Annotated in this window: 13 protein-coding genes; 5 read left to right on the top strand and 8 right to left on the bottom strand. The window is 42.9% G+C overall.

What is annotated here, in order from left to right; all coding sequences use genetic code 11:
• Nucleotides 1–167: 167 nt before the first annotated feature.
• Together SC79_RS02475 and htpX are read right to left on the bottom strand one after the other, a co-directional pair.
• Nucleotides 168–1517, bottom strand: coding sequence for a TrkH family potassium uptake protein (locus tag SC79_RS02475; RefSeq protein ID WP_039073735.1), 1350 nt, complete (start codon nucleotides 1515–1517; stop codon nucleotides 168–170).
• A 174-nt stretch (nucleotides 1518–1691) separates the two neighbouring features.
• On the bottom strand, nucleotides 1692–2588 hold the full coding sequence (htpX, locus tag SC79_RS02470) for a protease HtpX (protein ID WP_039073734.1): 897 nt from the start codon (nucleotides 2586–2588) through the stop codon (nucleotides 1692–1694).
• 169 nt (nucleotides 2589–2757) lie between these two features.
• On the opposite strand from htpX, the gene SC79_RS02465 reads away from it, so the two are divergent.
• Together SC79_RS02465 and sspD are read left to right on the top strand one after the other, a co-directional pair.
• The gene (locus SC79_RS02465; protein ID WP_039073733.1) at nucleotides 2758–3459 is read left to right on the top strand and encodes a DUF1836 domain-containing protein; all 702 of its coding nucleotides are present in this window, start codon (nucleotides 2758–2760) and stop codon (nucleotides 3457–3459) included.
• A gap of 130 nt (nucleotides 3460–3589) precedes the next feature.
• Nucleotides 3590–3784 carry an acid-soluble spore protein SspD gene (sspD, locus tag SC79_RS02460; RefSeq protein ID WP_039073732.1) on the top strand — a complete coding sequence of 65 codons (195 nt, stop codon included), beginning with the start codon at nucleotides 3590–3592 and terminating at the stop codon, nucleotides 3782–3784.
• 10 nt (nucleotides 3785–3794) lie between these two features.
• Here the strand turns inward: sspD and SC79_RS02455 are convergent, their stop codons facing one another.
• The 4 genes from SC79_RS02455 to SC79_RS02440 all read right to left on the bottom strand — a co-directional run bounded on the left by SC79_RS02455 (nucleotide 3795) and on the right by SC79_RS02440 (nucleotide 7723).
• Nucleotides 3795–4937 (bottom strand): anti-sigma factor domain-containing protein, encoded by a 1143-nt coding sequence (locus tag SC79_RS02455; RefSeq protein ID WP_039073731.1) that lies wholly within the window; start codon nucleotides 4935–4937, stop codon nucleotides 3795–3797.
• A complete protein-coding gene (gene sigI / locus SC79_RS02450; RefSeq protein WP_039073730.1) occupies nucleotides 4934–5689 on the bottom strand; it encodes an RNA polymerase sigma factor SigI in 756 nt (251 codons plus the stop codon). Before sigI ends, SC79_RS02455 begins: the two co-directional genes overlap by 4 nt.
• Before the next feature lie 320 nt (nucleotides 5690–6009).
• Nucleotides 6010–6798 (bottom strand): TerC family protein, encoded by a 789-nt coding sequence (locus SC79_RS02445; RefSeq protein ID WP_039073889.1) that lies wholly within the window; start codon nucleotides 6796–6798, stop codon nucleotides 6010–6012.
• A gap of 259 nt (nucleotides 6799–7057) precedes the next feature.
• Nucleotides 7058–7723, bottom strand: coding sequence for a DedA family protein (locus tag SC79_RS02440; protein WP_082022507.1), 666 nt, complete (start codon nucleotides 7721–7723; stop codon nucleotides 7058–7060).
• 174 nt (nucleotides 7724–7897) lie between these two features.
• On the opposite strand from SC79_RS02440, the gene SC79_RS02435 reads away from it, so the two are divergent.
• From SC79_RS02435 to SC79_RS02425, 3 genes are all read left to right on the top strand, one after another.
• Nucleotides 7898–10303, top strand: a complete 2406-nt coding sequence (locus SC79_RS02435; RefSeq protein WP_039073728.1) for an EAL domain-containing protein — start codon at nucleotides 7898–7900, stop codon at nucleotides 10301–10303.
• Nucleotides 10304–10388: 85 nt separating this feature from the next.
• Entirely contained in the window at nucleotides 10389–11273 is an 885-nt protein-coding gene (gene ku, locus SC79_RS02430) for a non-homologous end joining protein Ku (RefSeq protein WP_039073727.1), read from the top strand.
• Nucleotides 11274–11276: 3 nt separating this feature from the next.
• Nucleotides 11277–13112 (top strand): DNA ligase D, encoded by a 1836-nt coding sequence (locus SC79_RS02425; protein WP_039073726.1) that lies wholly within the window; start codon nucleotides 11277–11279, stop codon nucleotides 13110–13112.
• 85 nt (nucleotides 13113–13197) lie between these two features.
• Here SC79_RS02425 and SC79_RS02420 read toward each other — a convergent pair whose 3' ends face one another.
• Nucleotides 13198–14211, bottom strand: a complete 1014-nt coding sequence (locus SC79_RS02420; protein WP_039073725.1) for a glycosyltransferase family 2 protein — start codon at nucleotides 14209–14211, stop codon at nucleotides 13198–13200.
• Nucleotides 14212–14223: 12 nt separating this feature from the next.
• Nucleotides 14224–15918 (bottom strand): DUF6044 family protein, encoded by a 1695-nt coding sequence (locus SC79_RS02415; RefSeq protein ID WP_039073724.1) that lies wholly within the window; start codon nucleotides 15916–15918, stop codon nucleotides 14224–14226.
• Nucleotides 15919–15958: the final 40 nt, after the last annotated feature.

Below are 15958 nucleotides of genomic sequence, written 5' to 3'. Positions count from 1 at the left end.
TATGACTTTGTCATCTTTTCAGCGTGATTGAAAACCCTTGAAGTCTAGGAAGGACGAGCATTGGAGCACAGCGAATGCAGCAATTCGTGAGCACCAACGCGCAGGACTGACAACGAATGCGAGGGTTTGGCGACACGCTGAAACACCGCACAACATGCGGTGTTTTTCTATCCGATAATCACTCTTTCCTTCGGATAATGATAATTCGCTTCAATTTCTTTTCTTCCGATCAAATACAGGAAGGTCAGGATACCGATTCGCCCGATAAACATGCAAATCATAATGACACATTTTCCAACGCTGCTCAAATCAGCAGTAATTCCAAGTGACAGACCGGTTGTACCGAACGCTGAGCACACTTCAAATAGAATCTCCAGCAATGAATGCTCTTCTGTTATCGTAAGTATGAGTGTCGCGCCAAAAACAAGCAGGATCGCCATCATGGCGACAACAAGCGACTTCATGAGATCAGCAGGATGCAGTTCACGTTTGAATACCTTTACTGACTTATTGCCGCGGGCAAAATGAAACAGCGCCAGAAGGTTCAGGGCAAAAGTCGTTGTCCGTATGCCTCCCCCTACTGAACTTGGCGACGCTCCGATAAACATCAGCGCACTCATAAACAGCAGAGTGGGGTCAGACAGCTGGCTGATATCAATCGTGGCCAGCCCTCCGCTCCTTGTTGTCGTTGATTGAAATAGAGAAAGGAATAAAATATCATGCCACGATTTACCGGCAAACAAATGATTTGCTTCAAGCACATAGATCCCTATAGAACCAAACAAAACTAGCACGCCAAACATACTAGTTGTAATTTTTGTAAATAAGCTAAACGGATATCTTCGGTTTTTTGAAAACAAAAAGTCTTTCACTTCCACTAAAACGGGGAAACCGATCGCTCCGAAAACAATCAATAACAGTGTAATAAATTGCACAAAATAATCATGCCGATATGGAATCAGTGAGCTGCCTGTTATATCGAAACCAGCATTTGTGGTCGCACTGACACTGGCAAAAAAACCATGCAAGTAAGCATCTTGAATGGAATCGTAGTAGGTTAAAAAATATGTCCCAAGAATGATCGCGCCAAAGAACTCAATCCATAATATGAGAAAGAGAATCTGTTTCATGAGATTCACGATCCCAGAAAATTGTGATTGATTTTGATCGACCATCATTAATTTCCGTTCTTTTAATCCTATTCTTTTGCCCATTAACAGCCAAACAGAAGTGCCTAATGTCATAATGCCAATTCCGCCAAACTGCAGAACAAACGCAAGAATAACAATTCCGGTTGCACTAAATGTATCAGCGGTATTCACAACAGAAAGCCCGGTGACACTTACGGCGCTCACTGCTGTAAACAAAGCGTCGATAAAAGACCACTCTGCCCCTTGTTTATGGGCTACAGGAAGGCTCAATAAAATAACTGCAACCGTCACCGCAAGAAAGTAATAGACAGCGATCAGCTGGGCCGGCGACAAAGCCTGTATCAATTTTCCAAACATTAATTTCATGTAAAATCCTTCTGCCTCTCTTTTTAAGTACGGTAATTATTCTAAAGATATTGGACACATTTTTAAAGGCTTTTACGCAACATTTTCTTAACTTGCTTATTTTTTTATCATTTTAGTCAAAGGATCAAATAAAAAACCTCTGAGAGGTTCTCTCAGAGGAACAAAATGTTTGTTTTATTTAGCTTCTAACCGTCTGATTCGCTCATCCAAATCAGGGTGAGTAGAGAAAAGCGAAGAGTGCTTCTTGCCATTAATTTTTAATGTTTGAACAGCTGCCTGATCGTCTTCCTTAATGCGGGAAGAATAGCTCTGAAGCGTCCGCAGCGCGTGAATCATTTTATCCTTGCCGGCCAGATCGGCTCCTCCTCTGTCAGCGTGGAATTCACGATGGCGTGAGTACGCAAACACAACAAGGCTGCCGAGAATGGAAAAGACAATCTGAAAGACAATCACCGCAATAAAATGCACGATCGGCGCAAGGTCTTCCTTGACAAAACGGCTTGCAATCCATGCTGCGATACGGGATAAAAAGACGACAAAGGTATTGACGATACCTTGTAAAAGCGTCATCGTTACCATATCACCGTTAGCGATATGCGCGACCTCGTGGGCAAGCACACCTTCAACCGCGGCATCATCCATTTGCTCGAGCAGTCCTGACGACACTGCCACAAGAGAACGGCGTTTTGACGGTCCAGTCGCAAATGCGTTCACTTCAGACGACCGGTAAATGCCAACCTCCGGCATTTTCGTTAAACCGGCAGAACGGCTTAATCGATGAACACGATCAACCAATTGCTGTTCTTCGTAACTGAGCGTATGTTTCTCCGGATTCAGCACTTTGACGCCCATCATCGTCTTTGCCATCCATCTGGACATCGCAAGAGACATAAAGGAGCCGACAAAACCAACGACCAAACTGAACACGAGAAGCGCGATTAGATCGATACCGCCATCAGCGGTAAAGTAGGTCCCGACTCCGGTGACAGAACTTAAAACAGATAAAACGATCCCGATTGTGGTAAGCACCAAAATATTTGTTAAAATAAACAGAAAAATTCGTTTCGCCATAATAACCTCCGTTATTTTAAGTTCAAAAGAACCTGTATATTTAAATTATAAAACATCTGTTTGAAAATGCAAGGAATTAGACGTATGATGTTAATGTATTGCTGACGCTTCCATTTGAATTCATACATAGACTTTATCTTCACGTCAAATTGTTTTGAAGAGGTGAACAATGAACATTTTCAAACTCACTCGAACCGATATGGTGCGGCTGCTGTATTCCCTAAAAGGACAGGGAGAAATAAGCCCGCTAGACATTGTCGTCCAATCAGCGAACATGTCAGCAAATAAAGCTGCCAATCATCTTGAAATTCCTGAATTTCTTTCAAGATATGAACGAAAAAAACAAAAGAAAGAATACGGGCTCTCTACAAACGAAATTGTAGAACTTGGCAACTTATGTGAGCTGACTTCATTAAAGTCAACCGCAATCCAAAATTGGGTAAAGCGTGATTTCAAAGATTTGATCGGACATCCTGAGCTGGGCAAAAAATATTCGGTTGAACAGGCTGTCATACTTTTAATTGTACGTGATTTAAAATCCATTTATGACTTTGAACATATACGTGGTATTTTAACAGTAGCGTTTAACACCATCTCAGACAGAACCGATGATGTCATCAGTCCGATTTCTTATTATGAAAGCTGCGCATACGTGCTTGATGCCGTTCATCACCAGGACAAGCCTTCTATGAAGGAATCGAATCTGCAGGAGATCGTCGAACAGGAAACTGATCGTCTCCGCAACCGTTTTGAAGAACTGAATGACAGCCAATGGCTTAAAATCAGACAGATTATAGCCATTACAGTTCTCTCCATTTTAACGTTCCATATTCAGGCAACCGCACATAAAATGACAGCTGATATCTTATAAGCTGCGGCACCCCCGGCTCAAATCCGGGGGTTTTGCTATTCTCCACAACAATTGCCAGCATAAATAACCCCCGTACATTTCAAACTAAATACGCGTTAAGAATTCTTTATAGAAAAAGGAGATGAAAAAGATGGCGAGCAGAAATAAACTCGTTGTTCCAGGGGCGGAGCAGGCACTAGACCAATTTAAACTCGAAGTGGCTCAAGAATTCGGTGTGAACCTTGGTTCTGATACAGTCGCACGCGCTAACGGCTCTGTAGGCGGAGAAATGACAAAGCGGCTGGTACAGCAAGCACAGTCACAAATAAATGGCACAACTAAATAAATCCAGGCCTTTATTCGCCGGGGTCACTCGGCGAATTTTCAGTTTGGGCTGAATGATTTTCACTGTTGTAGCCGTTTGGATTACGGCGGTCAGAAGCGTTATCTCCATTTGACGAAGAACGATTCTTTCCTTGTTCACCGTTATTCCAATCCCTGTGATATTGGCTTTGATCCTTCCCAGTGCTGTTTCCTTCATTTCCTTTATCTTGAGGATCTTGTATTGGGGTTTTTTGATCCCCATCTTTTTCAGTGTTTATGTTTTCATCTGATTCCTTTACTTTTTTATCTTTGTCACCATCGTTAGTCTTATCATCTATTGTATCTTTTTTCTGATCTTTGGAATCCGTATCATCCAGCTGTTCATGATCTCCTTGCTTGCTGTCCTGTCCGTCAGGTTGATCGATGGTTTCATCCTCATTTCCGGCATTCTTCTGATCCTCTGTATCGGATGGTTTGCTCGGGTCCTCTTTTGAATCTTTATTGTCATTCATTTCAGTTGATTTGATGTAACTGCCTGTTGAAACGCCTTTTTTCCTTGCTTTTTCCCTTGTTTGCATATCTGACTCAAGAGATTCCATGCGGTATGTTGTTTTATATTTTTCGGTCACATCATTGAGCTGTTTTTTCACAGCTTTTTTATATGTATGGTCTTCCGTATTTTCATAAACAGTGGAAATCAATATTTCTTTCGATTCCTTTACATATCCATGTTCACTGCAGTCGGTAATAATATCATCTATCACCTTTTTAAAATCCGTCTTCTCCCAATCAACTATATCATTGACAACCTTCTTACCCTCTTCATTTAGAGGCGTCAGTTCAATCACTTCGTAATCGCTGTTTAACGCCATTTCAACGCTTGGATTGATATCAATTGTCATATACGCATAGGCCTTATTATTAGAAAAAACGGGGAGAATAATAAAAATAAAAAGCATAATAGCGGTCATCGTAACGATCCCCATCTTGAAAGGGCGCAGTTTGAAAAAATCAAAAAAGCTGGCCCTTCTGCCCATGCGTGATTCACTCGGAAGCATGATTTCTTCTCCGATTTCATAGCTGCGGCGATCATTTTTTGCTTTTAAAAATTGTCCGTCAGGGGTCAGCAACGTGACGAATTTTCTATTTTTCTCTACTATAATCCCTCTTCTCATGAGTGCAGCACCCCTTTAAGATAATCTTTCAAATAAATATAATCACCTGTAATGATAATACACATCGCAATAATATATTTTCGGTTTCTCTCAATCGTTTTTCGGCTTACAGAGACTAGCTGCTCGAGCTGTTTCACCGGAAGCTGTTTCTTTGTATACAGGATAGCGGCCAATTCTTCATGTTCAACAAGGGTCACCGCCACCTTTATGGCGTTTTGCCTTGCGTCCGCGTGCTTTGGAGAGTTTTCAAGCAGCTCTTGAAACGATAAACCATAATCTTTGAGCTGCTTTTGGAAATAGATGATTTCCTCCCGCCTTTGCTCCTGTTCAATCTGACGGCGGTATTCATCAATGGAAAGCTCAGCTTCAATCAGGCTTTGCGATGACTCCTGATCGTCCCTTTCCTGTAAATCGATATTAATATTTTGTGCGCTTCTCGCTTCTTTTCTAATGTAATCAATGACTTTTCTTTTTATAATAAGCTCAGCAAAAGCGAGCAGAGAATTCCCTTTTTCAGGTGAATATTTTTCAATAGCTTCATTAAATGCGATGAGCCCGATGCTGAACTCATCGTCTTTTTCATCTATATATCGTTTACAAACGGATGAAACCGTCTTTGCGATAAATGGCTTATATTGCTGTATTAATTGATTCTGCAGATCTTTATTGCCTTTTTGTATACTTTCAACCGTTTTTTCAAGCGTTTGCTTCTTTTTTCCTAATTTAAACAAAAGGCTAAGCACTGGTTTCACCTCAGTTCCTCCCTATAACTACTCATTAATGATAGCTAATTTGATAGGGATTCGCAAAGGAGAAAAAGAAATATTGATTTCCAATGTCTCAATTATGACAAACCATTCTGACGTACTATACATGATTTCGTGCCTTTCTAGAGAATTAAGGGGGTTTTATCAGTGTTTTTTGTAACAAAGCTGTTATAAAAATGTTATTTTATTTCGGCTATGAAAACGTTTCAAACATGAAAAGACTCCGCTTTTTAGCAGAGTCTCAGAACGATGCGAGGGTTTGTCGACATCTGAAACGCCGGTTTCTTCAAGCGGAGTCTTTCAGATTATGCCCTTTCCCGGCTGTTATTTTGTTCGTTTTGTGTGCCCTCCGGCTGTTTTTTGCCTGACATGAACCAGCCGCAAACCGCAATAGCCGCTAAGACAACCCAGAATATCAGCTTCCATGTTCCAGAATGGATAAAGTGCTCGGAAACAATTGCGATGTCGTGATGGGCAAGTGTGTATAAAGCGAGTTTCACTCCGACCCAGCCGACAATGACAAAGGCTGCCGTTTCTAGGCTTGGACGTTCCTTTAATAACTTAACAAACATTGAAGCCGCAAACCGCATGATCACCAGGCCAATGATTCCACCGGCCAATATGACGAGAAATTGTCCCCCGTCAAGTCCGCCGATCTTCGGAAGTGAAGTTGCAGGAAGCGTAACCGCCAGCGCTACTGCCGCTAAGATAGAATCAACCGCAAACGCGATATCTGCCAATTCAACTTTTAAAACAGTCGGCCAAAAACCGCTTTGCTTCGCCTCTTTATGTGTGTCTTCTTTTTTAAATACGTATCTTTTCAATAAGTGGCTGATTGAGATATACAACAAGTAGATCGCGCCAATCGCTTGAACCTGCCATACGTTGACCAAAAAAGAAATGGCGAATAAAGAGCCAAACCGCAGAACAAAGGCTCCTGCCAATCCATAAAATAAAGCCTTTTTTCTTTTTTCCTCCGGCAAATGTTTTACCATTACCGCCATCACTAACGCGTTATCAGCGGCCAAAATACCTTCCAGCCCGATCAAGACGAGAAGAACCCAACCATACTCCAATAATAATGCTGCATCCATAAGTGATACCCTCCCCAAAAAGTTGTTTTCTTTCTCTTCATCCGATCTTATGACGGCCGGCCCATGCAAAAAAGACCTTTGCCGACATAAGGCAAAGGTCTTGCTAGACATGAATGAAGGCATGCCAACAAAGCCGATGGATCTCACAATCCATGAAATGACGACTTTGTTTCCGGAACACAATCCGGACGCTACTCCCCTTTGGGATTTCAAGAAATATGATTTTATACGTCAATGATATGCGTAGCGCGATAATTTGTCAACGCTTATTTTTTAAAAATACAGATAAGTTTTCGGCGTGCGCGCGTTTTTTCCTCTTTTTGATCAGCAAGTAAGCCACGAACAAAGCCAAAATGGCGATCCCGATCGGAAGCATGTATTGATCGAGAATAGAGCCGACTTCCTTCCAATTTTCACCGAGCTTCACACCGAGGTACACATATACAAATGTAATGGGCAGCATGGCGATGAATGTGTAAATCGAAAACACCCAAACGTTCATTTTTGCAATGCCGCACGGTATGGAGACCAATGTGCGGATACCTGGCAAGAAACGGCCGCTAAAGGCCACAAAACCCCCGTGTTTTTTAAAAAATTCATCCGATTTATCGAGCGCTTCAGGCTTAATGAAAAGGTACTTCCCGAAACGCTCAAGAAACGGCCTCCCGCCGTATCGGCCTATCCAATATAGCGTGAGCGGGCCGGCCACTCCTCCGAGAGATCCTGCCAAAACAGCGCCGGCAAGCGTCATATCCCCTTTAGACACCCAATAACCCGCAAGCGGCAGGACGATTTCAGCAGGGATAAACTCAATACAGAGCGCCAGAAATATTCCGAAATAGGATAAGCTCTTAAATGCTTCTATCCAAGACATAACCAGTTCTTCGATATCCATCACTTCCCTTTTTTCATCTTTATGTATCATACATTTTGTTTTTTTCGGAAAACGTCAAGATGATTTTAACATATATTTCACGGTCAGCTGAACTAAAAAAAGATCTCTTTCAATTTCTATGATCTCAAAGGCTGTAACTCTGCGGTTAAGCAGCCGATAATAATGAGAGTCAACAAGACTGGAACACACGGGGGGAATCTCCATTTGGAAATACACGTATCGTATAATATAACACTCATATGTTTATCAATTCTAATTGCATGTGCCGCAGCGTATATTTCCCTTGAACTGTCAAGGAAAGTCACCATTCATACAGGTTTAAAAAGTAAGATTTGGCTGATCGGCGGCTCACTTATTATGGGATTCGGTATTTGGTCAATGCATTTTGTCGGGATGATGGCCGTCGATATCGACATGCCGATCCAATATGAATTCATGCCTTTAATTGCGTCCATTGGCGCAGCTGTTTCCGGATCATTTGTATCCCTCTATTTTGTCAGCCGGCACATTCTTACATATTATAGACTGCTTACCGGGTCAGTTGTGCTTGGCGCGTCTATTGCATCTATGCATTATATCGGAATGTCTGCCATTTCCCGGGTAATGATTACGTACGAACCGCTTCTTTTTACAGCATCCATTCTGATTGCGATTGCGGCCTCTTTCGTCTCGTTAAAAATATTCTTTGACTTGGCCATGAAAAAACATTCTGATCACCTTATGATCTATAAAGTCATCAGTTCGATTGTAATGGGGATAGGCATTTCAGGCATGCAATATACAGGGGTGCTTGCGGCAACTTTCCGTTTGGATATGGCACCGCCCGGAAGCCATATGGAAATCCATACGTTTCATTGGTCGATTTTTGTTGCGTTAATTATTTTCTGTATTCAAACGCTATTGTTATTCAGTTCCCATGCCGATCGAAAGTTTATTAAACAAAGCGAACGCATAAAGGATAACGAACAGAGATTTGAGTCTTTAATCGTCCATAATATTGACGCCATCTTTATTTTATCATTAGAAGGTAAGATTATATCCTCTAATCACGCTGGAGAGGACATGATCAGAAAATTCGGATTTAATATGAAAAATTGGAAAGATTATACTTCAGAGAAATTTAAACAACTTTTTGAGCAGGTCAAACTAGATAAACAAGCCATCAACAGTGACAGCGAACTGATCACTGAAAAAGACCATTTTCACTTAAATATTACGCTCATACCCGTTGAAGTCCATCAAGAGCTGGACAGCATTTATGTCATTTGCAAAGATATGACAAAGCAGTATAGGGCAGAAAAAGAAATCCATAGAATGGCTCATTACGATTCACTTACAGATTTACCAAACAGACGGCATGCCATCTCTCACTTAACAGAGGTGCTGAATCGCGAGCATACCTTGGATTATAACACCGTTGTCTTCTTTCTAGACTTAAACCGATTTAAAGTGATAAACGATGCGTTAGGACATAATATCGGTGATCAGCTGCTTCAGATGACAGCTAAACGCCTGTTATCTGTTGTTCCTGATAATGGGTTTATCGCCCGTCTCGGCGGTGATGAATTTATTATTATATTGACTGATGCCAATACCGGAACAGGCGAAGCGGATAGTGTAGCAAGAAAAATAATCCAAAAATTCAAAAAACCTTTTAAGATTCAGGAGCATACGCTTATTACATCTGTCAGTATCGGAATTGCGATATCACCGAAAGATGGGACGAACGGTCTTGAATTGATGAAAAAAGCCGATATGGCGATGTATGCCGCCAAAGAGCGAAACAAAAGCAAATTCAGATTCTATTCTTTTTCAATCGGCAACAAAGAAACGGTCAAGCTTAACCAAGAGATGGAGCTCAGAGAGGCAATAGAAAACGATCGATTTATCTTGCATTATCAGCCGCAATTCAGTGCAAAAAACCAAAAAATGACGGGTGCTGAGGCGCTGATACGCCTTGTCACACCTGACGGACAGCTGCGTCCTCCCGGAGAATTCATCGGCGTTGCTGAAGAAACGGGTCTCATTATTGATATCGGAAAGTGGATTATAGATGAAGCATGCAAGCAGGCAAGAGCCTGGTATGAGAAAGGCTTTGATCTTTCTGTCGCCATTAATATTTCCGCCAGACAGTTTCAATCCGAAGAACTGATTCCTCTGATCAAGGATACGCTTGATAAATACCAGCTCCCACCGCAGCTTCTGGAGGTGGAAGTGACAGAAAGCATGACAATGGACAATCTCGATCACTCCAAGAAGGTGTTGTCGTCTTTAACGGAATTAGGCATCAGGATCAGCATTGACGATTTCGGAACGGGACACAGCTCCCTTAGCTATTTAAAGGACTTTCCGATTCACAGGCTTAAAATCGACAAATCGTTTATCGACGATATTCAGACACATCCGAAATCAGAGCAAATTACCGGAGCCATTATTGCCATGGGACATCAGCTGTCTTTGCAGGTGATTGCTGAAGGCGTGGAAAACTCAGCCCAAAAACAGCTTCTTTACGAAAAAGGCTGTGACCATTTACAGGGCTTCTTTTTCAGCAGGCCGATACCGCCGGAACAACTCGAACAATTAATTCTCGAACAGCCGCCGCTTTCATAGCGACGGCTGTTTTTTTACCCATAAGTTACTACACATGAATCGTTCTCCACCTCTTCACACTAAAGAAAAAAAGGGGTTTATCGATATGCATACAATGTGGAAGGGATCGATCAGTTTCGGATTAGTAAACATCCCAATCAAGCTTTATGCGGCCACAGAAGATAAAGACATCAAGCTGCGCAGCCTCCATAAGGAGGATCACGCACCCATCAAATACGAAAAAATTTGCACGAATTGCGACAAAACACTCAGTCCTGATGAAATTGTGAAGGGATATGAATATGTAAAAGGAAAATATGTTGTGCTGACGGACGAAGATCTAAAAAGCTTAAAGCAGGAGCATGAGGAAAAAGCGGTTGAAATTGTTGACTTTGTTCAACTTCAAGACATTGATCCGATTTATTTTAACCGCTCCTATTTTGTCGGACCCGGAGATAACGGCACGAAAGCCTATACCCTTCTCCGTGAAGCGCTCCGTTCAACCGGAAAGATCGGCATCGCCAATATGACAATCAGATCGAAGCAGCAGCTAGCCATTCTCCGCGTTTATGAAAATTGTATCGTGATGGAGTCTATCCATTATCCTGATGAGGTCAGAAGCGCGGCCCATGTCCCGGGTGTACCGGATCAATCGAATGTAAATGATAAGGAGCTGCAAACCGCGATCACATTAATAGATGAACTGACAGCTGAGTTTGAGCCGGAGAAATACGAGGATACGTACAGGCAAGCGCTGCTGCAAAGAGTCAACGACAAGCTTGAAAATAAGGAAACAGCCGTCACACCTGACAAAGCGCCTCCTCGTGAAGATGTCATTGATCTGGTCAGCGCCCTGCAAGCAAGCATCGACAGAACAAGAAAGCCGAACCGGGAAAAACCGGCAGCAGAACCCGCACAAGCCGCTGAACCGAAAGGAGCCGGAGATAAAAAACAAAAAACGACTAGAAAAAAAGCCTCCGGCACGTCATAGCCCATGGCGTTCACCATGCAGCCCGTTCTTACTTCGTCACCGCCAATCGGAGCAGAATGGCGCTACGAAATAAAATATGACGGGTACCGCTGTATTCTCAGCATCCATTCAGCAGGTGTGACCTTAACCAGCAGAAATGGCTTGGCGCTTACCAGTACCTTCCCTGAAATCACGCATTTCGCCAAAACCGCCTTTCAGCATATGGAAAAAGATCTTCCGCTGACACTAGATGGCGAAATCGTATGTTTGGTGAACCCTTGCCGTTCAGATTTTGAGCGCATTCAAGTGAGGGGGCGTTTGAAAAGACCCGATAAAATCCAAGAAGCGGCCAATGCGCGGCCGTGCTGCTTTCTCGCCTTTGATTTGTTAGAGCGCCGCGGAGAAGATGTATCGTCTCTTTCCTATCTGGATCGAAAAAAATCGCTGTATAACCTGATGGCCGCCGCAAAGCTTCCTGCATCTCCAGACCCTTATGCAAAGGAAACCATTCAGTACATCCCCTCCTGCGACCATTTTGAATCGACTTGGGAGAAGGTTGTGAGATATGACGGAGAAGGAATTGTAGCGAAGAAAACAAACAGCAAATGGCTTGAAAAGAAGCGGTCATCCGATTGGCTTAAATATAAAAACTTTAAACAAGCTTACGTTTGCATAACAGGGTTCAACCCCAATAATGGATTTCTGACGGTGTCAGTGCTAAAACATGGCGTAATGACACCGATTGCCTCTGTCTCGCACGGAATGCGTGATGAGGAAAAAAACGCCATACGCGAGATTATGGAACAGCATGGACATCGAACACCAACAGGCGAATTTACGCTTGAACCATCGATTTGCGCAGCCGTTCAATACTTAACGATTCTCCAGGGCACATTAAGGGAGGTATCGTTTGTCAGTTTCGAATTTCAAATGGATTGGAGCGAATGCACGTATGCCCAAGTCATACGCCATTCCAAAACCGTCCATCCGAAGCTTCAGTTCACAAGCCTGGATAAAATCATATTTGAAAAGAATAAAAAAACAAAGGAAGATTTTATTCAGTACATGATTGAAGTCAGTGACTACCTGTTCCCATTTCTAAAAGACCGTGCCGTCACCGTCATCCGCTATCCCCATGGATCTGGGAGCGAATCGTTTTTTCAAAAAAACAAACCGGACTATGCGCCGGATTTTGTTCAATCTTTCTATGACGGAAGCCATGAACATATCGTCTGCGAGGATATATCCACTTTATTATGGCTTGCCAACCAGCTTGCTTTGGAGTTTCATGTTCCCTTTCAAACCATTACAAGCAGGCGTCCGGCTGAAATTGTCATTGATTTGGACCCGCCCTCACGAGAGGACTTTCTTATGGCCGTGCAAGCTGCGAATGAACTGAAGCGGCTGTTTGACTCCTTCGGTATCACATCATACCCGAAGCTGTCCGGCAACAAGGGCATCCAGCTTTATATTCCCTTGTCCCCTGAGGCATTTACGTATGAAGAAACACGCCAATTCACACAGCTGGTGGCAGCGTACTGCACCAATGCATTTCCCGAGCTATTTACCACCGAACGCCTGATCAAAAACAGGCACGGCAAATTGTACCTTGATTACTTGCAGCATGCTGAAGGAAAAACGATTATTTGTCCTTATTCGACAAGAGGAAACGAGCTTGGCACTGTCGCGGCCCCGCTCTATTGGCACGAGGTCCAAACCTCCTTAATACCTTCTATGTTTACAATTGATACCGTCGTCGAACGGATTAGGAAGCAGGGCTGCCCTTTTTTTGATTTTTACCGCAGTCCGCAAGACGAACCTCTTAGCGCGATTTTACATCAGTTGAAAAAACAAAGCTGACTCACGTTCGAGCAAGGACGCCAGTCAGTATCACAAGGTTTGTCAACATGCGAAAGAGCTGACGACATAGTCAGCTCTTTTTCGTTCAACTGTACTTTTTTTCCAGCCTCTCTTTTTCCTGACGCTGAAGCGGGCTCAGCGGCTCATTATACAAATCGATATCAATCGCATATTTCGGCCGTCTTTTCACTTCGGAAAAAATGGTTCCGATATACTCTCCGATGATCCCGATTCCCATTAATTGCAGTCCGCCCAAAAACCAAATGGAAATGATGAGCGACGCCCAACCTGCGTTTGTATGGCCGAGCAGCTTTTGTATAAAGGCGCCCACTCCCGCCACAGCGCTGAGGAGAAATAAAACAAAACCTAAAAGCGTAAAAAAGCGTATCGGCGCGACACTAAATGAGGTAATCCCGTTAAAAGCGAATGAGAGCATTTTTTTCAGCGGATACTTCGTTTTTCCGGCAAAGCGCTCCTTCCGGTCATACAAGACTTCAGCTGATCTAAAGCCGATCATGGGAACAATGCCTCTTAAAAACAGATTCGCTTCCGGATAGCGTGCAAGCTCTTCAAGCGATCTTTTATTCATTAAACGAAAATCAGCATGATTATAAATTAATTTAATTCCAAGCTTATTCATGAGGCGATAAAATCCTAAAGCGGTCGTCCGCTTAAAAAAGGTATCGGTTTTTCTGCTGCGGCGGACACCGTAAACGATCTCGCACCCCTCATGATACTTTACTATAAAATCCCGGATAACAGAAATGTCGTCCTGCAGATCAGCATCAATCGAAATCACGCAGTCAGATTTGTTCTTCGCTTTATGCAGTCCTGCTAAAAGCGCTCTTTGGTGTCCGACATTGCAGGCTAATTTTAAGCCGGTAATCTTCTTGTTTTTTATGCTCTCCATGGCAATCAAAGCCCAAGTGCGGTCTTTGCTGCCATCATCGACAAACAGGATTTTACTGTCTTGTGCGATTAATGTTTCTTCAATTAATCCGTCTATAACCCCTGTCAGCTGACGGCAGGTCTCTTGAAACACTTCCTCTTCATTGAAACACGGAACGACGATGGTTAACACTGGCTGTGGCTGTTTCAATCGATATCCTCCTTATCTTGTTTCATATAAATAAATGCGCCAGGCCGAATCTTTATGGTCAAACGTCTTTACCAGCGCGAGATGGTTTTGATCAGCATTCATGATCGGAACGGCAGAAAAAATGTAACGCCCGCCCATTTTTTTAAATACAGCTGTATTTAATTGAAGATGATTGATCGTTTTGTTCGAGTTCTTTTTAAAATCGTATCGTTTCCCGAGCTCATCGACAAAAAGGTAGCAACGGCTTCCCCATTCATCAAAATATTGTTTCAGCCGAGCGTTTTTTTCCAGCTCTTTTTCAATGATTTGTCTAAATTGATATTTATATGAAAGCGGATACAGGTTGTTATATGTATCTAATGTGTAAAACCCGTTATATTGGGCGATAGACGGGTGCAGTCCGATGCTCGCCACCCTGTACGAATCTTGCGGACGCCCGATATACTCCTTAATCTCCTTGAATTGCTCAGATGCATAAAACTCCCGGAATGTCGGCGTGTTGTAGTGAACGCCATACGTATATTCTTCATTAAAAGGCGCCAACACCATCAGCTGTGCAGCGACTGCGCCGTGCACAAGCCATTTCCACCCTCTCCCCATCCGCCAAATAAGGTATAAAGCAAGCGCAAAGCTCACGTATATGACAAGCGGCCGCAGAAAATGAAAACGCGCAAAATTAAATTCAGCTAAAAAGGCAAATTTCTGCTTTGGCACCGCCCATATTTTGTTGAACCAAAACGCATACCATAAAGACAGGCCGTAATTTAGCCCACATAAAAACAGATAAACATTTTCCAGCTTTGTCCGATTTCGCTTGAACAGTATAGCTGCGAAAACAATCAGCAGAATCGGGAGGATGACAACGGTATGAACGGTCATCACATGATTATGCCCGTAGACAAAGTTTTTCACGGATAGACGAAGTGAATGCCATACATCATGCCGGGATGAGATAAATTCAAGCCGATGCATCGGCGCGTGCGAGAACAGCATCGAATACACGAGCCGATACTCAACGAAAAGATAAATACTCGTCATAAATGCAATGCTGCCTAAAAACATCAAATTCCATCTTCTTTTTGTGATGGCATCATATAGCCAAAAGCACGCCATTCCTGTCAAGAAAAAGAAGAAACCTAAAACAAAGCTTGAGTATAAAGGAAGCAAACCGAGCGTCAGCCACTCTCTCCACGAGATATCACCTTTTCGGATATTCAAAAAAGCCCACAGTGCCAAAGGATATCCAAGCGTACTCAGCATTCCAGAAGGCCAAAAAGGTGTTAAGGCAAATGCCAGCGATACGCCTATTCGGATAAAAGCCGCTTTTGGCTCCGGAATCACATGTTTCTTCAGCAATACATACATTCCAAAAAAAGCGACGACCCTCGTAATCGTCTGGCTTATCGCATAGGCGGTCATGGAAGAAAAGAAAGCGTGCAGCCAAACAATTCCGCTCCACTCAGTGCCAAAAGCATCTCTCGGCAGCCCGTTAATAATTTGCGGAATGGCAGCGTCAACCTTGCCGACGATTTCTCCGCTGTCTGCCAAAACCTTGTACCAAGCGATATTGGAATCTAAATTATCGTGGACGCGAATATGGGCATCTTCCTTTAAAATAAAAAGCGGTGATACATACAGCAAAAGGAGAAATAATGCGATCCAGAGATAATATGTTTCTTTTTTATGTTGTCTCATCAATCGTAACATCGCTTACACATCCATTTGTTATTCTGACTCCATATCCGGC

This window comes from Bacillus sp. MSP13, assembly GCF_000815295.1.
Taxonomy (GTDB): Bacteria; Bacillota; Bacilli; order Bacillales; family Bacillaceae; genus Bacillus; species Bacillus vallismortis.
The sequence above is the reverse complement of the archived record's forward strand: the minus strand, read 5'-3'. Positions and strand labels throughout refer to the sequence as shown.

What these genes read in the sequence shown, in the direction of transcription:
- SC79_RS02475 (WP_039073735.1), bottom strand. Translation starts at nt 1,517, where the DNA reads ATGAAATTAATGTTTGGAAAATTGATACAGGCTTTGTCGCCGGCCCAG.
- htpX (WP_039073734.1), bottom strand. Translation starts at nt 2,588, where the DNA reads ATGGCGAAACGAATTTTTCTGTTTATTTTAACAAATATTTTGGTGCTT.
- SC79_RS02465 (WP_039073733.1), top strand. Translation starts at nt 2,758, where the DNA reads ATGAACATTTTCAAACTCACTCGAACCGATATGGTGCGGCTGCTGTAT.
- sspD (WP_039073732.1), top strand. Translation starts at nt 3,590, where the DNA reads ATGGCGAGCAGAAATAAACTCGTTGTTCCAGGGGCGGAGCAGGCACTA.
- SC79_RS02455 (WP_039073731.1), bottom strand. Translation starts at nt 4,937, where the DNA reads ATGAGAAGAGGGATTATAGTAGAGAAAAATAGAAAATTCGTCACGTTG.
- SC79_RS02445 (WP_039073889.1), bottom strand. Translation starts at nt 6,798, where the DNA reads ATGGATGCAGCATTATTATTGGAGTATGGTTGGGTTCTTCTCGTCTTG.
- SC79_RS02440 (WP_082022507.1), bottom strand. Translation starts at nt 7,723, where the DNA reads ATGATACATAAAGATGAAAAAAGGGAAGTGATGGATATCGAAGAACTG.
- ku (WP_039073727.1), top strand. Translation starts at nt 10,389, where the DNA reads ATGCATACAATGTGGAAGGGATCGATCAGTTTCGGATTAGTAAACATC.
- SC79_RS02425 (WP_039073726.1), top strand. Translation starts at nt 11,277, where the DNA reads ATGGCGTTCACCATGCAGCCCGTTCTTACTTCGTCACCGCCAATCGGA.
- SC79_RS02415 (WP_039073724.1), bottom strand. Translation starts at nt 15,918, where the DNA reads ATGTTACGATTGATGAGACAACATAAAAAAGAAACATATTATCTCTGG.